Source organism: Methanosarcina acetivorans C2A (assembly GCF_000007345.1).
In the GTDB taxonomy this organism is placed as follows: Archaea; Halobacteriota; Methanosarcinia; order Methanosarcinales; family Methanosarcinaceae; genus Methanosarcina; species Methanosarcina acetivorans.
Genome location: NC_003552.1, coordinates 1,826,893 through 1,846,365, shown reverse-complemented (window position 1 = coordinate 1,846,365; position 19,473 = coordinate 1,826,893). Strand labels below are relative to the sequence as shown.

At 37.3% G+C, this 19,473-nt stretch carries 18 protein-coding genes; 12 read left to right on the top strand and 6 right to left on the bottom strand.

The annotated features are described in order from the left end of the window. Positions 1–67: 67 nt before the first annotated feature. A complete protein-coding gene (locus tag MA_RS08105; RefSeq protein WP_011021571.1) occupies positions 68–331 on the top strand; it encodes a winged helix-turn-helix transcriptional regulator in 264 nt (87 codons plus the stop codon). 896 nt (positions 332–1,227) lie between these two features. On the opposite strand, the gene MA_RS08100 is transcribed toward MA_RS08105, so the two are convergent. Both MA_RS08100 and MA_RS08095 read right to left on the bottom strand, forming a co-directional pair. Further along, positions 1,228–2,184 carry a hypothetical protein gene (locus tag MA_RS08100; RefSeq protein WP_011021570.1) on the bottom strand — a complete coding sequence of 319 codons (957 nt, stop codon included), beginning with the start codon at positions 2,182–2,184 and terminating at the stop codon, positions 1,228–1,230. Further along, a complete protein-coding gene (locus MA_RS08095) occupies positions 2,181–2,723 on the bottom strand; it encodes a hypothetical protein (protein WP_011021569.1) in 543 nt (180 codons plus the stop codon). Before MA_RS08095 ends, MA_RS08100 begins: the two co-directional genes overlap by 4 nt. A gap of 623 nt (positions 2,724–3,346) precedes the next feature. On the opposite strand from MA_RS08095, the gene MA_RS08090 reads away from it, so the two are divergent. Next, the gene (locus MA_RS08090; RefSeq protein WP_048065154.1) at positions 3,347–3,655 is read left to right on the top strand and encodes a hypothetical protein; all 309 of its coding nucleotides are present in this window, start codon (positions 3,347–3,349) and stop codon (positions 3,653–3,655) included. Continuing rightward, entirely contained in the window at positions 3,649–3,777 is a 129-nt protein-coding gene (locus tag MA_RS29340) for a hypothetical protein (protein WP_282679943.1), read from the top strand. Before MA_RS08090 ends, MA_RS29340 begins: the two co-directional genes overlap by 7 nt. Before the next feature lie 575 nt (positions 3,778–4,352). Here MA_RS29340 and MA_RS08085 read toward each other — a convergent pair. From MA_RS08085 to MA_RS08070, 3 genes are all read right to left on the bottom strand, one after another. Continuing rightward, a complete protein-coding gene (locus MA_RS08085; protein ID WP_011021567.1) occupies positions 4,353–6,542 on the bottom strand; it encodes a hypothetical protein in 2,190 nt (729 codons plus the stop codon). A gap of 209 nt (positions 6,543–6,751) precedes the next feature. Further along, complete coding sequence (locus MA_RS26700) at positions 6,752–6,910, bottom strand: hypothetical protein (RefSeq protein WP_157860133.1); 159 nt, start codon at positions 6,908–6,910, stop codon at positions 6,752–6,754. 668 nt (positions 6,911–7,578) lie between these two features. Beyond that, complete coding sequence (locus MA_RS08070; RefSeq protein ID WP_011021566.1) at positions 7,579–8,880, bottom strand: tyrosine-type recombinase/integrase; 1,302 nt, start codon at positions 8,878–8,880, stop codon at positions 7,579–7,581. A 92-nt stretch (positions 8,881–8,972) separates the two neighbouring features. Between MA_RS08070 and MA_RS08065 the strand changes: the two genes are divergently transcribed. The 9 genes from MA_RS08065 to MA_RS08030 all read left to right on the top strand — a co-directional run bounded on the left by MA_RS08065 (position 8,973) and on the right by MA_RS08030 (position 18,015). Beyond that, complete coding sequence (locus MA_RS08065) at positions 8,973–9,380, top strand: pyridoxamine 5'-phosphate oxidase family protein (protein WP_048065151.1); 408 nt, start codon at positions 8,973–8,975, stop codon at positions 9,378–9,380. A gap of 577 nt (positions 9,381–9,957) precedes the next feature. After that, entirely contained in the window at positions 9,958–10,638 is a 681-nt protein-coding gene (locus MA_RS08060; protein WP_048065150.1) for a YIP1 family protein, read from the top strand. A 398-nt stretch (positions 10,639–11,036) separates the two neighbouring features. After that, positions 11,037–11,522 (top strand): pre-peptidase C-terminal domain-containing protein, encoded by a 486-nt coding sequence (locus tag MA_RS08055; protein WP_048066236.1) that lies wholly within the window; start codon positions 11,037–11,039, stop codon positions 11,520–11,522. 46 nt (positions 11,523–11,568) lie between these two features. Further along, positions 11,569–12,261 carry a winged helix-turn-helix transcriptional regulator gene (locus MA_RS08050; RefSeq protein ID WP_226990796.1) on the top strand — a complete coding sequence of 231 codons (693 nt, stop codon included), beginning with the start codon at positions 11,569–11,571 and terminating at the stop codon, positions 12,259–12,261. Positions 12,262–12,422: 161 nt separating this feature from the next. Continuing rightward, positions 12,423–12,845, top strand: coding sequence for a potassium channel family protein (locus MA_RS25220; RefSeq protein WP_011021561.1), 423 nt, complete (start codon positions 12,423–12,425; stop codon positions 12,843–12,845). A gap of 840 nt (positions 12,846–13,685) precedes the next feature. Then, positions 13,686–14,165, top strand: coding sequence for a hypothetical protein (locus MA_RS29630; protein ID WP_011021560.1), 480 nt, complete (start codon positions 13,686–13,688; stop codon positions 14,163–14,165). A 435-nt stretch (positions 14,166–14,600) separates the two neighbouring features. Next, the gene (locus MA_RS08040; protein WP_048066234.1) at positions 14,601–16,205 is read left to right on the top strand and encodes a TolB family protein; all 1,605 of its coding nucleotides are present in this window, start codon (positions 14,601–14,603) and stop codon (positions 16,203–16,205) included. A 14-nt stretch (positions 16,206–16,219) separates the two neighbouring features. Further along, positions 16,220–17,125 carry an ABC transporter permease gene (locus tag MA_RS08035; RefSeq protein WP_011021558.1) on the top strand — a complete coding sequence of 302 codons (906 nt, stop codon included), beginning with the start codon at positions 16,220–16,222 and terminating at the stop codon, positions 17,123–17,125. Between the two features lie 5 nt (positions 17,126–17,130). Beyond that, on the top strand, positions 17,131–18,015 hold the full coding sequence (locus tag MA_RS08030) for an ABC transporter permease (protein ID WP_011021557.1): 885 nt from the start codon (positions 17,131–17,133) through the stop codon (positions 18,013–18,015). Positions 18,016–18,584: 569 nt separating this feature from the next. Here the strand turns inward: MA_RS08030 and MA_RS08025 are convergent. After that, entirely contained in the window at positions 18,585–19,469 is an 885-nt protein-coding gene (locus MA_RS08025) for an ABC transporter permease (protein ID WP_011021556.1), read from the bottom strand. Positions 19,470–19,473 lie beyond the last annotated feature (4 nt).

Below are 19,473 nucleotides of genomic sequence, written 5' to 3'. Positions count from 1 at the left end.
GTATTAGAGAGTAAACGGTTTATCTGCTCAGGCAATTGCATTCTTCAATTTCTATCAGAAACCTCTCATGCAGACACATGATGATATAAAACACAAAATGGAAGAATTCCAAGAGAGAATGGATGATATAAAGGGGGTAGCTAAATCAAATGCAAAACAAGTAGAAAAATGTTTTAAAAAGGGCGAAAGATTGTCATTTACCGATATTGCGAAAAGAGTGGACCTTGAGAACAACCAGGTGAGTAATGCATTGAAACGATTGAAAAGACAGGGCAAGTTAAAATTCGACAGACTTGACACGGAAACCAGAAGGTATTACCATTTACCATAAGAAATGAATATGGCCCCCTTTCACGCGAAAGGAACCATTTCAAAAGTCTCTAAAATTGATGATGGGACCATATTCATACTAGACAACGTGATGCTAAACTAAACTATATATTTACAAGTCTTATTTTTTGTAATGAAGATGATTACATTTTTTAAATTTGTATATGGTGTCCAATGTCGGAGCAACTGGTCTGTTTGACTTTTAATTATTTAATTTATTTTTATCTAATTCTTTTTTTAAATTCGTATACGCCATTCTAACTTCTACCTATACCAACCAAAGAGTGATGAGCTGTTATATGAGCCTTGGCGGAATCTAGCCACAATCCTGTTAAAATACATGGATAATTTCAATATCGGTATTTTACTCCAAATCTACATAGGGGAAAAGGCAAAATGGAATTAGACCAAATTCTCTTTATGCGTCAATCATGGGATATCAACAGAAGATTAGGCAGCAAACGCAGGAAAATGTGCGGAATCGGTAAAACGGCAAAGGCAGTAAACAAACCACCAAAAAAACGATAGCATTAAACACGTTAATATGAATTCATACACACAAAAAAACCAAATTCGATATCGATTAAGTTTGATAGTGGTGAAAAACTATATAATCTACCTTAAATATTTTACAAGGGCTTATTTTTTTAGCAGGTCTTCGTTTCGTGGGCTTTTTTTACATTACAAGTCCATTGTTTATTTACATCACATGTTTAAACTAAATTAGATATCGATTAAAACTGTTAAAAAATATTATGTCAAAAAGAGCGTTGACCGGAAGAGGTTTTCCGGTTGACGGAATACGGCAATTTAGCAAGTGATGTGAAAGGCTGGTTGTTGTTGGTTTGTTGTTTGCACTATTACTAACATATTTTTGCCGTCGCCCGTCATGACCATTTAATCAGAATTGAAGATACCCCAATCATTGAGTGTTGTCCTTGGAATTTCCATGAATTCTGCAACCTGGCGTTTGGACATGCCATGTTTGAGAATTAAATTATGTGCTACGGTCCTGAAGGCTTCCAACTGCCTTTCAATTACCTTTGCCTGCCTTGGGTTGGGTTTGGGTTCATCTTCCTTATCAAGCATTTCTGTGAAGAATTCGTGTTTACGTTTTTGGTATTCATGCATGAATGCGTTGCTTACACCGTACATTTCAAGCATGTCCTTTTCTATCGGTAATAGAATGATTCCTATTTCTTCCATATTCGGACCTTTACCATAGACCTTATATGGCTTAACTATGGGATCAGTGAACGGGGTTTTCAATACCTTATACGGCATGGTAAACTTTCGGGCGTACGGCTTACCATCTGGAGTATGGTAAACTTTCGACATGTTCCAAAAAGCAACGTCGAGTTGCAGCCGGGTGTGATTGTCTAAAAGTGAAAGGTGTTGAAAGTTTGCGATAACAGCTATCCTGCGATACCTGAATACCTGAAAAAATTTATTCAGATCTTTGTTTACCTGGTTCATGAAATCCCTGGAATATGCCCCTACTCCCGCTTCTTCCCAGACTGCGGGAACTTTTCTTTTGTTGGTTATAATTTCCTTCAGCTCTTCGAACGAGAAACAGACATTGGCCGGGTCGAAGTCTGGATCTATTGCGAATGCTTGACAGATCGACATGGTACTTTTGCCGGTTCCTCTGTCTCCCAGAAATGCAAAAAAGGAGCTATCATTGATCGCGTCGGTCATCTTGGCTTTTGCCTGCAAGTTGAATAGTGCAAGGTAATTCATTTTCCGGGATATCCCCGGTTCCTCTTCAAAGTCCTTGAATTCGAAGTTCTTAAGCAAATCTGTGGCATCGACGTCTTCATGCACCCTTGCCCTTTCATCGAGACTTGGTTTCATTTCATCACCGTCTCCATTTCAGGTAACTTCCATCCTGCCGCAAACATTTCCAGAATTACCGGCATACAATCAAAGTTTTTGAATAATGTATGATCCGTAATGTATTGTGAAATCTGATTCATATCTTCGATTGGTCTTTTATTCATTTTATGATATTCAATGACTGCTGACTCGATTGAGTAAACTCGCATGATTTTTTTTCTCATCACGGATTTATGTGATTGGTGTGTTAAATATGGTTTTTCCCCCTCGACCTTTCGTTTTTTGAGCTGGTCGTCCAGGGTTAGCCCGTTCATAAGGTCTGCTATGATTTCACGATACTTCAAAGGTTGGTAACCGTCATTCCCCGTCATTTTATCGCCCCGGGTGATTTCGTTTCCATTTGGCTGTCCTGCATCTCGGAGAACAAACGAGAGCTCTACCGGTGGGTGACTTAAATTCGCGTCCGCAGATTTCACAAGTTCGCATAGAGGGTATGTATTTCCCGTGTTCCTTGGGTTCTGCCGGTTTTGCGGGTTTATCAGGTTCCTGGGGCGCACGGGGGTTTACCTGATCTTGCAGTGCTTTTTTGGTATCCCTTACTGCTTTCCTGTGGCAGTTGGGGTTATTGCACGCCCTACGATTTGGAAAATATGTATGAAATTTTTCTCCGCAATAGTTGCAAGTCAATTCATATTTTCGTGTTGGAGTCATATATTTTCACAAATAAAAATAGTTACGTCACTGTATATATATTCACCACATGGGCATTATAAAAAACCAGGAACTATATAGAATATAAAAATAAAAGAAGAAATGAATCAATAATATAATTACTTTTTAAACTTTTCTGCCGTTTCAGTTTTCAGGCGCTCATGATATCGCCACGTGTTACTTTTTCTTTTTTGGTACATCCCAATACGGACTTTTGCACTTGGGACAGATCACTGGATTTTCTAACTTTGCCTGCCATACATGACCACACCGCTCGCATGTGCATTCGATAACAGTTATTTGAATTTCGCGTTTAGCCATGGTAAACAAAATTACTTTAAAGTATATAATCCATGTATACACCTTAGAAACATTACTTCTGACGTAAGTTATTTATACACCCGGTCATATTCTTCAAGTTACCTCAAAGTCATAACCTTAGAGGTAAGTATACCGGAGGAACATGACAATGAAAAAAATTGAGAAAGCAGATTTAGTCGTCGGAATAATGCATGATATCGAGAAAGATCTAACACACGAAGCTGAGGAAAAGTTGAGCGCACTAGTCACCGGTCTCAGAGGCAAATCAGGGCACATGACTTATAAAAAAGACAAAATCCCGCCCTGGGACCTTAAATTTAAAATGAATGGGAAGATGCGTAAAGTTACCCTCGGTGATAAAGTCCGTGTACATTATATCGAAATCACCATCAAACGCCCACGGTCCGAGGTGGTGTTACATGGCAGTTTTAACGGGTTCGCTTATGGGGTATGGTGAACATGATTATTGAATTTCATTGCCCGGAATGCGGGGAAGTTGTGTACCTGGAAATTAAAATCGACGTTATTAGTAACCCGGATGTCTTAAAAAACGTTGAAAAATACCCCGTTTTAACGTGATTTCTTTTTTCCTCTCCTCTACATTTTTAAAAAAGCCGCTTGTTTGTAATCACCCATCCAACACCAACACCAACACCAACACCAACACCAACACAACTGTGCTTCTCCCCACCCCCAATACACAGTGTGGTGGGTTGTTGTGGGTAAACGTTATCAATTGACATCATATTATTATTGTATTTGCTTTATATTATTGCCACCGTGTCAACCGTATTTTTTTCCCATTTTTCGCCCTTTTTCGCCCATTTTATACCCATTCTTCTCCCATTAAAATTTATTATTATTAGGTAGGTAGATACTGTTTATTTTTAAAACTTGTAATTCTTCGCCCATAAATAAAAAAATGATAAGAAAATTTTAAAATTAATTTTTTTTAACTTATTGTATGTTTTTATACTGTTAGAATATAAAAAATAAAATTTTACTTTTTTTTTGTATATTTCATTTTTTGGGGTTTTTGGGCGAAGAATTCTACCGCTATCGATTTATTGGGCGAAAAATGGGAAAAAAAGGGAAAAAAACGGGTATAAAATGGGTAATAAATATCGGTCGACTCAAAAAATGGGTAATAAATATCAGTCGACTCGTTCCTTTAACCTGATAAAGTCAAATGCCCCCAGTCCGAATTCATGGTAGTTGTAATTTGTTAGTTTTATACGATCTGCTTTTCTACCTTTGCTTTTTATCAGTGTTCCTACTGCATCACGGTCGTATTCCGTTTCGTTTAAATGTTCCTGTCTCAACCCTTTAACCTTCCCCATCAATCCCTTAGTATTCCTGTCTTTCCTTCCGAGTATAATACGCTGGACAGTTCCATAATCCAATCCGGTGTCGTCCGCTATTTCGTTCATAGTAGCACCTTCTTCACCGTGTTCTAAAATACTTTTTATGATCTTGCTTTCATTTTTTGTTAATTTCGTTACTGTGTTTTCAGCTCTAGACACAAAAAGCATTTTTGCTTTATGGAAATCCTCCTCAGTTGCCAGTAGTTTACCGTCTGTGTCTATCGTTCTTTGTTTCCAGTGCCATAGGGTATAACCCATGATCATATCTGCAAAAAGTGGTAGTATTCTGCTGTTACTCACATCATCAAGCTCGATTCTGTCGGCGAATGGTATTTTCACTTTAAATAGAACTTCTTTGAGATTGGCGTGCATCCTTCGGCAGATGAGTACCCCGAGGTTCACTTCGGTCTCGTTTTCCCCCCGCATTAACTCGCGTTTTTGGACTTCGTTGATTGCCTTTTTTTGCTTGTAGCTCGAATCCGTCTCGAATACCAATTGCCGATTTAAAACTTGGTCTGAAACGTGACTTTCTACACTCGTTAAAAACCAATTTATGCGCGGTGGAATTGCAACGGATACCCCTGATTGATCTTTTACAGTGTAGTGGAATGTGTATTCCTGGTAATTTGTGGTTGATCTTTTGATTACTTCCTGCATAGACTCATCCGGATCGGTGTCATCTGAATATATCGCCGTTCCCGGTTTAAGGTCCATGTAATATGCGGATTTCGAGCTTAGGCTTCCTTTTCGTTTATCGGCGGCTGGTACTAAATGCATATACACCTTTAAGCCGTGACTTTTTCCTGATCCTGATTCACCGTTTACTGATACCTGTATACCGGATGTATTCTGACATGATTGGCAACCGATTGCGAGCGCGATGGCTTCAATGGTGTTTACATCGCCTACATGTTTACGGGCTACAGTTTTCATTATATATTTTATCGGGTTTCCGTGTGAAAGTATCCTTTCCGCGAGTCGTTCCGCTTTTGCTATGAGTGCCGGATCAACGTCCCTTTCATCAATGTCGGTATCAATGAATTTTGCTTCATCCTCATCGATGTCTTCTTCGGCGTCCCTGTCTTCTTCGGTTTCAACACCTGCGTTTTTACGGGTTTGTCTGCCGTAAGCCTCGTTTTGAATGACATTTTCAATGGTTCGCGTAATGTAATCTTCCCGTTTGGCCTTTTCGCGTTCTCCGAGTTTGGACGCCTTGAATATTTCAATGGTCACGGTGCGGTCCTTACATCCCCTGTAGACCATGCCCATAAGAGCAATATCCGCCCGGCTCTGGTCGTTGTCATAGTCCGATATATCCCCGTCGAATAGTCGTTTAAATTTGGCTCCAAGTTTTTTACTGGCTTTCAGAGATTTTACTACCTTTTTTGCTTCATTGCTTAGGGTTTTGTCGTCGGTTGATTTGGAAAACCATTTCTCATAGTAGGTGTTTATTGCTTCCTGGGCTTCGTTTATGGTTGTCGGTGTGTCTGGTAACTTGTCACCTGTAAAGGTTAAGAAATGACTATCGCTATACATTTCCCGGTTATCCTGCCTTCTACCTGCTGCAGGCATAACCCCTTTACAGATTACATGAACACCGGTTCCACTAGGGGAAATTTCCGTATATGAGTTTAGTGCCCTTATTTCTTCCAGTGCGACTGGGTCAATCTCCCCGGTTTCATTGACCCTGATATGATCGAAGTCGACACCCACTAATCCGGTGTTTTCACTGAATACAAATCCGATACCGTCAAACTTTTCTGGGTATCTTGTTATTTGCCGGATCACATAATCAAGGTTTGACCATGTTACCGGGTTGGATACTCTGGCTTTCTGGGTTCGTGTCCGGTACGGAACCTTTGCGGGTTTGTTGGGGTTGTCTTTCCGGGGTTCGTACTTCCACAAGACCCAATTTTTAAACCCCCTCATGTCTTCTGGAATCGCGCTAAAATCAAAAGATGGATTGGTTTCGGAGACCATTATTTAGTCCCCTCATCTTCGAATCTTCCGCTTTCCGGGATTGGTCTTCTTGCATACCCGTATAATTTATATACCCGACTGTGACTATATATGATAGATAGAACAATTGTCTCTATCAAGAAACTGCTTTTCGTTAAAAATTCAAGAACGTTTTCGAGATTTGCCGCCTCTCGGGTCCTAAAGGGGCGGCTCTGACATTCTAGCATTTTTTAAGTCACTCCTGCCGCTGTCATAATTGTTTTTGCGATCGCTCGTTCCATTAGGTCCTCGGACCGAAGCATCTGCTCTACTATGTTCTTGTTTTCTGAAAAAAGATTCTTGAAATACACAACGGTTGAGGGTTTAAAAGTTACATTAGTAGCCTGCATTAGACCACTCTCCGGCAGTTGTACGTCGGATGTGCTGCGCGTAGTCGACTTTTGAATATACCTATAACACATCGGGAACGTGCGTCATCTCTTGTTGACACGTGTTCTCTTGTTGATCTGCTAATTTTTTTACTCATGTTCTGAATGATTTCCCTGGCTTCGTAAATCCGATCGAGTGTGGCCTGCGCCGCTCTACCTTTCTCAAATATCGCGCGATTCCAAAACGATTCCATACCTCGCGCTCTGTAAACATGGATTCGCAATATTGCAATTCTTTTTCTGAAATTGAATTGTTTCATGTGAATTCCTCGATGCTTTCAGCTATATAGTCGATATGTATCCAAAAAAGTCGTTATGCGTCGATAATGTTTTTAATTAGATTGGCCAAGTACGTATTTCTTTTTATTAATCCTCGCTTCTCGTCAACCTTTTCCAGAACATCAAGATCTAAATATAAACTGATTGATGCCTTATTTCCTACCATTCTTACTATAGTCTCACCTCCTGCTACCATTCACCAGTATTTACATATGAAATATTATGCATAAATAGTTTTTGTTAATCTATAAAGTAATAGTTACTAATACATAGATTATCATATTTAGAAAAATCATGGAGTTATAAATACACTATATATAGAACTAAAGAAGTATAAAGCTAGAATTCCGTTACTGGTTATCGGTTAAAAACTTTAATAACTGTGCCCGGATATCGGGATCGTTGAAGTTTATAGTGCTTTTTTTAATGTCCTCTTTCTTTTTCATGTTTTCAATTTCCGTTCGTAAATTTTGCAATTCTTCCCGCTCCGCCTTCCTTTCTTCAGATGCAATATCCGCTACCCGTTTATATGCATCAGCATCTTTTCTCATCTGAATAAAAGTTGGGTGTTCAGTTGGATCTAATGTCTTTTCTATAGTGAGGTAGGGAATATATTTCTCGTATTCTTTCCTCAGTGAAACCGGATCAGCCCTGAAATAGGCGTCTCGGGTACCATCGATTTGATGACCCATTAAAAAATCAACAAAAAAAAGTTCAGCCCTATTAGCTAACATTGTGCTGTTGAAAAACTTCCTTACGTTATGTGATCTTACCAGGTTTCGTTCACCTAACGGGTTTGATTTTCCTGCCTTTTCATTAAGTTCTCTATAAATCTTTTGTATATTTTTAGTGTTAAGCTTTCTGAGCTCTTCGGCTTCTTTTTCGTTATTACATTCAAGATATTCATAGGGTATATAGCGGTTAATGAACAGGTATCCCGTTGGATTACCTTTTTTGTCGTATTTTATTTTTTGTTTTAGTAACTGGCTTTGTCTGACTTTGTCTTTCTTTTCAGTTGTCCTTCCTCTATATTCCAGATAATTCCATATAGCCCTCGAAGCTTCAGGAGTTAAGAATGTATAAAATTCATATCCCACTTTTTCCCTAATAAGGTGCAGGGTTGTTATTCCGGTTTCTTCGTCATAACCTTCCATAAATCCCCTTACCATTAAGTTTGAAATTTCGTTTATGGAGAGGCCACTTGAAATGCCAGTAAGAACTAATGCCTTCTCTAAGTGATCAGCTACGGTTAGTGTTTCTCTGATATCTTCTTTTGTTGGAATTGCTCTATTTTCCATCAATGGCCTTGCACTAGTAGCCGATCTGGGTAAAACAGGCAATTGGATATTATAAAAACTAAAAAAGCTTCTTACACCGGTCAATCTAGCTTTTATCGACATTGGGGCTATATCAGATGACTCTAAGGATTCTCTAAACTCCCTTATTTCGTTGAAAATCCTTCTTTCCCTCATCAGCTTACCGGATTTTATGTCTTCTTCAGATTCGATGATGATTTGTTCAGGAATCTTATTCAGGAATTCAGTATAAGCTCTTAAACTATCAGTATAGCCTTCTCTGGTTGTTGTTTTTGCTCCAATTCCTGATAACCAGTTTTTTATATATGCATCGTCCTTTAATTCATTATATTTCAAAACATCACCAACTTTATAACTTAATTAGTTTAAATAAGGTTACGTATAAGTATTTATTCTAATAAAAAAGATTCAATGACGGAGTGATGAGAATGGTCAAATTGAGCAATGAAATGGTAGAGGATTTTGCAAAAATGAAGATTTTTCCCTTTGCAACCGCTTCGAAAAGCGGAGAACCGAATGTTATCCCAATTGGCTTTTGCAAGCTTCAGGATGACAGAGAGACTATCTGGATTGCGGACAATTTTTTCCATAAGACCCGCCAGAACCTTGAAGAAAACCCGAGAGGTTCAATCTATGTCTGGGGGCCTGAGGTCAAAGGTTGCTACCAGATAAAAGGGGATTTTGAGATCAAAACCGATGGGGAAGACTATGAGAAGATGTACAAAGCTGTCAAGAGTTTGGGAGACAGGTTCCCTGCAAAAGCCCTTGCCGTTATGAAAATCACCGATGTTTATGAGTGCAAATCCGGTGCAGGAGCCGGAAAGCAGCTCCTCTGAAATCCTTTTAGAGGCTATCTAAAAAATTTCAGATTTTATCCTGACGCAGAGGATGAAACACACCCTCATTTTCTCTCTTTTTTGACGAAATATTCTTGATAACAGATCTTTTGATGCCTTTTTCTGAACATAATTTCTTTTTGTAACAACTTATCATAAACACTGGTAGTGCTGAATTGTTAGAGATTCCGGTCAGAAAATTTATAAGGAGTTGTTTATAAGTGAATACTTGAATTCAAATTTGCTCCGGAATGATCTTTTAAGGACGACACAGATTACCGGTTTTGAGTAACTCGAACAGATTACCAGCTATAAATAACTCGAACAGATTATCAGTTTTGAATAACTTGAAGTATCTCATTAAATTCACTCTATATTTAATTTTTTCATAAGACTCAGAAACAATTGGGAAATAAGCAAAAATTAACACTTATATTATTTGATTTGAGAATAATGACTTAACTATGAATGAAAAATTGAAAACAACAAAATTCAGTAGAAATGTTTAAGTAAATATATTGAAACTATGAAAGTGATCTCGCACTTCTTGAATGACACTTCTAACGGTGGAAAAAATATGGATAACCTAGATCTAAATAGTCTATTATTTAACCCGGATTCGTTTTTCAGCAGGAAATCGAAAAATGAAGTCAGTTTTAAGTATCCTGCCCTGATATTACTTGTATACTCGGCACTTGCAATAGCTTCAAGTTTACTTGTCATGAATATGTTTAGAGAATCACTTTCTTCCGACCTTGGCTCATCTGGCTCATCTTTTTCTTCTATAGCAATATTCGCGGGTGCCGCTGGAGGTGTCCTTGGGGGTTTGATTGGAACATTTTTAACATGGTTTATACTGGCTGGGATCCTGTATTTAATATCATCTTTGTTTCATTCAACAGGTTCATTTAAGAGGACTCTGGAATTCGTGAGTTACGGGTTTGTACCACTAATATTTAGCGGTTTCATAAGCTTTGTCGTATCGTATAAATTGCTGTCTTCAGTAGATTTTTCATCAATGGGCCCGCAAATCATGGTACAGGGCATAAGACAGGTCTTCTCAAACAATCCCTTCTATTACACATCACAAATAATTGGAATTTTATGTGCCTTACTATCTGCGTACATCTGGGTGTTTGCACTTTTACATGCCCGAAACATGTCAATTAAGAATTCTTCCCTTACTGTCGGAATCCCAGCAGGCCTGTATATTGTTTACCTGATATATCAACTGCTGTTTACTTCAGGGAGCATTTAATTGTGTAACAATAAAACAAAAAGAGTGTTATCATATCCTGTAGGGCGCAATTCAAACGACCAGATTTCTTATTATCATGGAAATCATGGAATTCTATGAGTGCAAAATAAGAATATGAGCTTGAAAACAGTTTATAGTTGTCTCAGAATAGTTTATAATATTTACGATTTTATTCTGACATTGAGAATGAAAATACATTCTCATAATCTCTCATTTCTTTGCTAAGTAATGCAGGATAAAAGGTCTTATGATGTCTTTTTCTCGGGGAGTTTTCTTTCTTTTTACAATACTTTTTCATAAAAAAAGATAACGCTAATTCTGAGAGGTGGCACTGATTGTTAAAGACTATGGCCATAAAACTTATATGTCTGGACTTTTTAGGTTTTTTGGGTGATACTATGAAAGCCTGGAAAATATGTGTATTATGCATAATTATAGGATTGATGGCTGTGCCTGCGGTTTCAGCCGAAGAGGAACACGCGGAAAATTCTGACACGGAAGATTCTCCGGCTTCTGCTGGAATAGAGTACATTGTTAGTCCCTGGGTAAAAAATTCTCCTGGTACAGAGACTATCTCTTCTTTACGGTCAACTCAGTATATAACTCAGGGACAGACCATAACTCATAATGTAAATGTAGGCTCCGGAGTAAATTATCTTGAAGTGGATTTAGACTGGGGAGATACGAGTGATTCCCTGACTCTTAGTATTTATACTCCGTCTGGAAGCAAAATCGGAACTTTCCATGATAATGATGACGCTCGGATACGTTTTAATATATACCCTCCTCAGGGATACATAGAACAGGGAACCTGGAAGTTCAAAGTCTATGGAGAATCAGTCAGTGGAACCGAGGACTACACATTTAGTGTTGCATTACATTAATTATAGGAGACTCTATCTCCTTTGCTTTTTCTCTTTATTTATTATATTGACAGCCGAAGCTACAGAATATATTGTACTTCCAGCTCCAGGCGACGAATTTGGAGCATCTGTAGCTGGAGAAGATGTACAGATAGTAGAGGACACTATAGAACCATACTGGCATTTTCTACTCTGGTTAGCTGTAATGAACATACTGTCGATAGTAGATATAGTGGTTCTTCCTGCAAAGTTTCTTTTCGCAATACTCGGATTTCGAGTAGCTGATCATTCAAATGCTGTTGGGGTTTTAAAGAGAAAATTCATATTTTCATTTATTAAAGTTAATCCCGGAACCTGTATCAGTGAGATGGCAAATAATCTGGATATTAACAGAGGGACTCTGCGCTATCATCTCAACGTTCTGGAAGAAAAAAAGTTGATTGAGGCTCACAGCAATCACGGAAATACCAGATATTTCCAGAATAATTTCACATATGGAGAGAATGAAAAATTGGTTATTTCATCCCTTCAAAATGAGATGACCCGCAATATAATCTTGAACATATTGCATAATAAATGCAATACCAACGGCGACCTTTCCCAAGAAATAGGAATTTCCAGAGCTGCAATGAACTGGCATATGACAAAATTAAAGGATTCGGGTCTTATTGAAGAAGATAAAGTAGGCAGGAGTACGATATACAGTATAAATCCTGTTTATCGGGATTTAATCGAAAAAACGTACATGAAATCCTTTTAATAAAGGTTCAATTAAAGGAAAGCACTTTAAAATAATGGTTTCTTGCTGAAATTTCATAATATACCTGGATTTATATTCTGAACCTTCCCATAAACAGGATCTGATTTTTATTCATATAATTCAGTGTTCATACAACTATTAAATAATTTTACTGTAAAAATTTGATTGGTGGTAGTATAATTTCAAGCAACCTTCTTATAAGAATTTTTCATGGGAGTTGTCGCAAAATAATTGCATTTCTATTTACGATTCTGAGTTTGACGCTAATCTCAGGGGTTCTAATATATTTTGTAGAAGGAGAAACTGGCGGTTTTATCAGTAGATCCTCAAGTGTCTACTGGGCTATCACAACACTTCTTACTACTGGATATGGAGATACGGTTCTGCAAACAAATTTCGGCAGATTGGTGGCTTCGGTTGTCAAGGTATTAGGATTTAGCATAATAGTAGCCCCGATTGTTATTATAATTACTGAGATTTACAAATCGCTATCGGAAACATCCCGAAAAACTAAAAGTTTGACTATAAGTCCTTTTCCTTTAATTTGGAGATACCTCAATACACAATATTTTAGAATGTTGTAATAAATAAGTCACTTGCGCTTAAAAAGAAATGAAAACTTCAATCTTTTATTCTGATATAGGAAAGGTTTACTCATTTCTATTTTTTTGAATATAATCGGAGAATGAAAGTGAAAGCCGGGTTTTCAAACTTAGAGAAAATTCTCTCACATTGGAAGACACATTTTTTGACGCTACCGGAATAAACCTTTAATTTTCAGGTAGCAAGTTCATATTTTTATTTCCAAAGAAGATTTAGTAATATAAAATTAGTTGATTCTGGATTACATGCCTGAAACATGTCAATTAAGAATGTAGCCCTTACTGTAGTTTTTGTATTCCAAATAATCAGATCTCATTCCAAAAAAAATAAAAATGCCTTTGAAGAGCGCGGCTTTTCCATATATTTAAGATTTCTACCAGGGAATCAAATGACTCTTCATATTAAATATTACTTCTAAAAATATGGTCATAATTTTCACATCAAATTTGATTGTTAAATGATCTGGTGAAAAACTTTGGGGTTTATATAAAGTGTACTGGTAATGCTAATCAAGGATAAGTACTGGTGAGACAAGTGGAACTATTACAGGTATCGGTGTTACAGTAAATCAAGAGAGGTGGATGTATTGTAATCAGGTAAAGGCAAGTTATAGTTCTGCGGGAGGAGATAGTGGAGCTCCAGTATATCGCATGTCAAATGATAACTTGTATATCATAGGAATTCTCCACGGTTCATTAAATAGTAATGCTTATTTCTCACCACTTTCGGAGGTTGTATCTGATTTAGGTGTTCACCCTCTTAAAGTTTGAAAAGGCATTGCACTTAATTTTTATTTCCTGTAGCTTATAAAACATGTTTCATTGAAGGGTAGCTATGAAAAGATTAAAAACGGTACGGAAGGAAAAATCGCACTGTATTTTGACAGAGGTCAGGTAGTAGCATATGGAATTGAACTCACCAGATTATTTGTAGATATTTACGATGGTTTACCTTCTGAAGAAAAAGCTGTCTTAGTTGAAGAGATTTACCAGATAATTGATGAAGAAGCAAGAAAACAAAATGTGACTGATATTCCGGTTGCTTTTGCAGAGAGCGGATATCTACAACTTGATGAAGAAATGATTGAAGACGGAGAAACGGTTGGGAAAGAAACAAATTTGTTGGCATCCGGAGAAAAAAACACTGGTGAAATCAATAATTTAAACAATAACGATTCTGAGTCTGCTAATAAAACTAGCTCCAGTGGGGATAAATCAAGTGAAAATAATTCTACTCCAGGTTTTGGATTATTGGGCGGATTGATCTGTTTGTATGGAAGCTGGAAACTCAGGAAAAAGTGATACAGGATTGAACTAATATCTTTGGAATATTTAATAAGTCTTATACTTTCTCAGGCCTTAGAAGTTTGATCCATCCTTTCTCTTATTTTTTATATTTCATGCTTGTACAGGTTTGATTTTAAGAACTACATTGGATTATCGATTTATGCTTCTATGTATGAATTCTGAATTCTAAAGCTAGATATGTATATTATATCATAATACATTGATTAATATCGCTCAATAAGTATGATGACTCATGAGCTAGTTATTAAACGGGGATCATTATAAATTATCTTTATCTACGCAACAGTTACCCATAATTTGCTTTGATTGAGAATGGAATAAGGTATCGATTTAGATGTTGTGCCAGAAATTACGAATTAATCTCTGTTCCAAAATCGATAGCATACAGGCAAGCGGAATCCTTAACCTATGTCAATGGAGGAAAGTGAAATGTTCAATAAGCAGATCCCATTAACACTGATGTTCATTGCTCTGGTTTGCATATCTTTTCAACCAGTTTCCGCAAGCGATAGCTTAAACCAGACGAATGTAAGCGTAGTGTCTGACTTGAATCAGACAGTGGGCAAAAACATCATTGGTCTTGTCGACACGAACCGCCTTGAGATCGGAAATAAACCCGTTTTTGATATAATCTGGAGCCCTGACGGCAGTCATATGCTGATTAATGTAGTTGTCAATGTATATCCGAAAGGGAAACCTGATTTATATGGCTGTGTAGGTGCACTCTATGCAGCAAATACGGACGGTTCCGGAATAAAGCGTATTGCATGGGCAGAATTTATTTCCAGTCGCGGTGGAATAACAATTAATCCACCTTTATGGAGCCAATCTGGCGATTATTTTGCATATGTGGAGTGGGTAAAAGGAAGAATGTATAAGATAAAATCTGTCAATCTTTATGTTATGTCAAAAGATCTAAACCTTATTCAAAAGGTAGAATTAGATCCAAAAGTAACAGGTTTAGAATCTGACTTAGCTAACTTCAAATGGTCCCCAATAGAAAATAAATTTGCTGCACTCGTACCTGGAGAAATTGTCATTTACGATCTGGATGAAAAAAATGAGTTAAATTTTAGCATCTCGGGTGATGACGCAGAAATAACTGATATGGAATGGTCTCCGGATGGTAAGAAAATCGTATTTTTAAAAAACGGTCAGGATATTATCGCTTTAGATATTGAAAATGGAGAATTTAATCAGATCTATTCTGCAAAGTATGTTGGAATGTATGGCGAAAAATGGAGTACGGATAGTAAAAGATTAATTTTCTATGAGATTAAAACATCAGAAAAAGTTGACGATGTCAGTTACGATATATATGTTGCGGATGAAGACCTGGAGAAGCCTGTAAAAATCACAACTTTTACTTCGGGTTCGTCAAGGGTGATACAATGGTACCCGGACAGTGAAAAGATTTTAGTTAAAAAATGTTCTGATGATTCTTGTGCACTATACTCTCTCTCAATAACCGGCAAGATGAAAAAACTGATCAAGAAGGATAAAATAATTGATGGGATGGTAGCCCCTAACGGTTATATATCAGCAACCAGCCTTAATCCCAACTCCACGACTCCACCTTATATAAGAACGTATGACCTGTTTTTGCTCAACGAATCAGACAGATTGACAATTGAGAATGTGCCCTATTACACCTGGGAAGGCGCAGATGTGCTATTTGCTACGGATTATAAGTTATCAGTACTAAACACCAGCACACATGATACTTGGGACATACCACTACCATCGAAGAATTTTGATAGGCTCAGTTTGGACCCATCCGGACGCTTCGTTGCTGTAGATAATATTATTTTCGAAATACATGAACAAGGTACCCACACACAAATATCTGCCAAAAATTACACAAACAGTACTGCATCCGAAACGGCGATAATCAAAAAAGATATGGATGAACATTCAAAAATAGATACTACTGAAGATGCCACTGCAAATACTTCTGAACTACCTGGATTTCCTGCAATTATTGCATTAATGGGCGTATTAATTGTATTCGTCTGCATACATATGGAAAAATAATGTGAGGGTCAATTGTGGAAAAATATCGGAATATGTTTGTGATTGCCCAGAAAGAATTTGCAGACAATATATGGAGCCCAGGGTTCGCAATACTTATGTTTGTATTCACAATTATTGTTTTTTCTTTAAGTTATGGTTCTGGAATTGGGCCAGAAGGGAATGCCATATCCAGAGGTTATCTTGATATCTCTCAAATTGTTTCCCTCTTCTTGCCGTTTATGGGAATTGCACTTGGTTTCGATGCAATTAGCAAAGAGAGGGAGTCCGGATCTTTGAATGTGCTTCTGACGCATCCAATATATAGGGATAATATCATTGCTGGAAAAACACTTGGAGCAATGATTACACTAGTTCTGGTAGTATTTATATCAATTTTCACAGTTCTCGGAACAATACTTTTGGCATCAGGAACCGAGTTAAGTTCACCAATTCTAAACCGATTGGTAATCTTTGCAATTCTTACATACTTATATCTATCAATATTTTTGTCACTTGGTATACTTAGTTCTATTGTGACAAAAAATGCAACAAAATCACTGGTATACAACATAGCGATCTGGGTTATATTATGTATTGTATTTGGTATGATTAGTACTACCACCGCTTCTATTATAACTGGGCATAAACCCACTGATTTAGATGATAATGAACGTTTTTTAGAACTGAATGCAGATATTCAAAAATTGTCACCAGAACATAATTATGCTATGGCGGTAAGTGGTGTGTCTGGTTTGAGTTTGTTAGGTGTTTCAAGTGAGAGATCAAGCGTGCGAGGGATATTTGACATGGAATATACGCTGAAGCAGTGGTGGAATGAACTCTGGATAAATGTTCTAATTTTAATTATTACTCCTATTTTTTTAATTATAATAGCATTTATAATGTTTTTGCGCCAGGATGTATCAAAGGACATGGGGTAACTCGAATGAAAAATAATAATGTACTTGTGCTTGCTCAAAAAGAGGCTGCTGACCATCTTCAAGATGATGGATTTTTGGTGTTGCTTGCGACATATACAGTAATAGTATTTGCCTCTACGTATATGCTTGGTTCCGTGATGGTCGGTTCCATGGCGTATGGTAACAATTCAGTTCTCTTAAGTAGCATTCATGTCAAAATGATATCCCAATTTACTCCATTGGTTGGCATAGCTCTGGGATTCGATGCAGTTGTCAGAGAACAGAAATCTGGATCACTGAATGTGTTGCTAACTCATCCACTATTCAGAGATAATATTCTCGCAGGGAAATTACTCGGATCAACGTTATTGGTAGCTGCTATAATCGTATTTTCGGTTTTTGTATCTGTAGGAACACTCTTGATCTTCTATGGAGTCGAGATCGGATATACGGAACTAATCAGAATAGCTGTGTTCACTATTTTCACATTTTTCTATGCAGTGACATTTTTGGGAATTGCAGTTTTAATCTCCACGATAGTAAAAAACTCCACTGATTCACTAACCTGCAACATTATTGTATGGATCTTTATCTGCATATTACTTGGTGCAATTATCAAGACAGTTGTTGCCATATTGACAGGTCAAACATCGAATGAAGATTTATTGATCACACAACTTTTGAATATATCACCACTGCATCACTATGCAGAAGCTGTGACTGGAAGAGCTGATTTGAGTTTTATGGGAGTTAACGTAGAACCAACCATAAGAGGGATTTTTGATACTGAATATACTCTCACTCAATGTTTAAGAGAATTCTGGATGAACATTGTAGTGCTGATAATGACTCCGGTTATACTATTCGTAATAGATTTCATTGCATTTCTCAGGAAGGATATTACTTTGTGAAGTGAGTAGATGACAGACAAAACACAGAATTCGATCAGAAGTTTTGTCCTTCTCTGAGAGCAATCGATAGTATTACTCCATTATTGTGAACTCCCCAGAGAAATCATGGTCCATTTATGGAATCCAGGTGAATCAAACCCTTAATTCCTGTCGAACCCGGACAGCAGGGGCTTATTCCGACGCATTCAGGTAAGCCAGAATCTCTTGTATAAAGGATGCAATACTAACAACAATCTTCCCGAAAAATAAGAATTTCCAGAGCTTCAATGAACTTGCATATGACAAAATAAAAGGATTCAGGCCTTATTGAAGAAGATAAAGCAGGCAGGAGTACGATATACAGTATAAATCCTGTTTATCGGGATTTGCATATCGGAAGAATAAAATTACACACAGTACACAAAAAGTTGACTTAGAATTTACATCAAATTCGCGACATTGCCTTTTCATCTATATTTTGAACATCATTTGAGACTTAAAAAATAACTATTCTGGTATAGCACCAGAATGAAAATGATACTAATGTCTATACCATTAAATCAAAAGCTTCCTCTGTGGAAACATTTTTTTCAGTACGTTATGTCCTTTTTCATAAATGCGAGTACTGAGCCTATAAGCAAGATGAATGGCAGCACAAAAAGATAGGCCAGGTTGGGCCAGAATTCCCATGCCCAGGCTCCCAGTGTATAGCGGGTATCAAATATCCCTCCTATTCCAGAAGTCATTCCTGTATCAGTACTTTTGATTCCCACAGCAGTTGAAGTAAAATGATAATCAGGTAAGAAGTTCTTGATGATCTGAGTCTGGCCATTTGCTGTATTAAGATCTTCAGAAAAAGCATAACTTACAACAAAGATTAACTTGGCAAGCAATATCGTTATGATAAGCCAGAAAATAAGGTTGAACATAAGGGAATTATTTGATTTTTTTGCTATTGTCGAAATCATTATAGAGATTGCAAGGAAGATTAAAGAATAAAAAAAAGTCAAAATCACGAATATCTCAATCCTTATGATTTGTTGCATAGTAACTGGGAGACCAGAAGCCATGAGCATGACTCCGGTTGCCAGATTGATGGAAAAGAAGAGCACCAGCAAGATACACAAGCCTGATCCCAGGATTTTGCCAAGAATTATATTATCTCTGAAAACAGGATGTGTCAGTAAAACATTCATAGAGCTGGATTTTATTTCTTTGACAATTGCATCAAAACCCAGTACTATACCCATAACTGGCGCAAAACGGCCGACAACCTCTGCTACTCCTTCAAACCCTCTCATTAAGTCAGGACTGCCAAGAACATTCAAAGTATATTCAACTTCCGTCCCCTGTACATACGACCAGGTAATGACAACCAGCATGAAAGTGGCTGTAAATAAAAGGAATACAGGACTTTTTAGATGGTCAGTAAATTCTTTTTGGGCTATTACTTCGATATTTGAGATCTTTTCCACAATT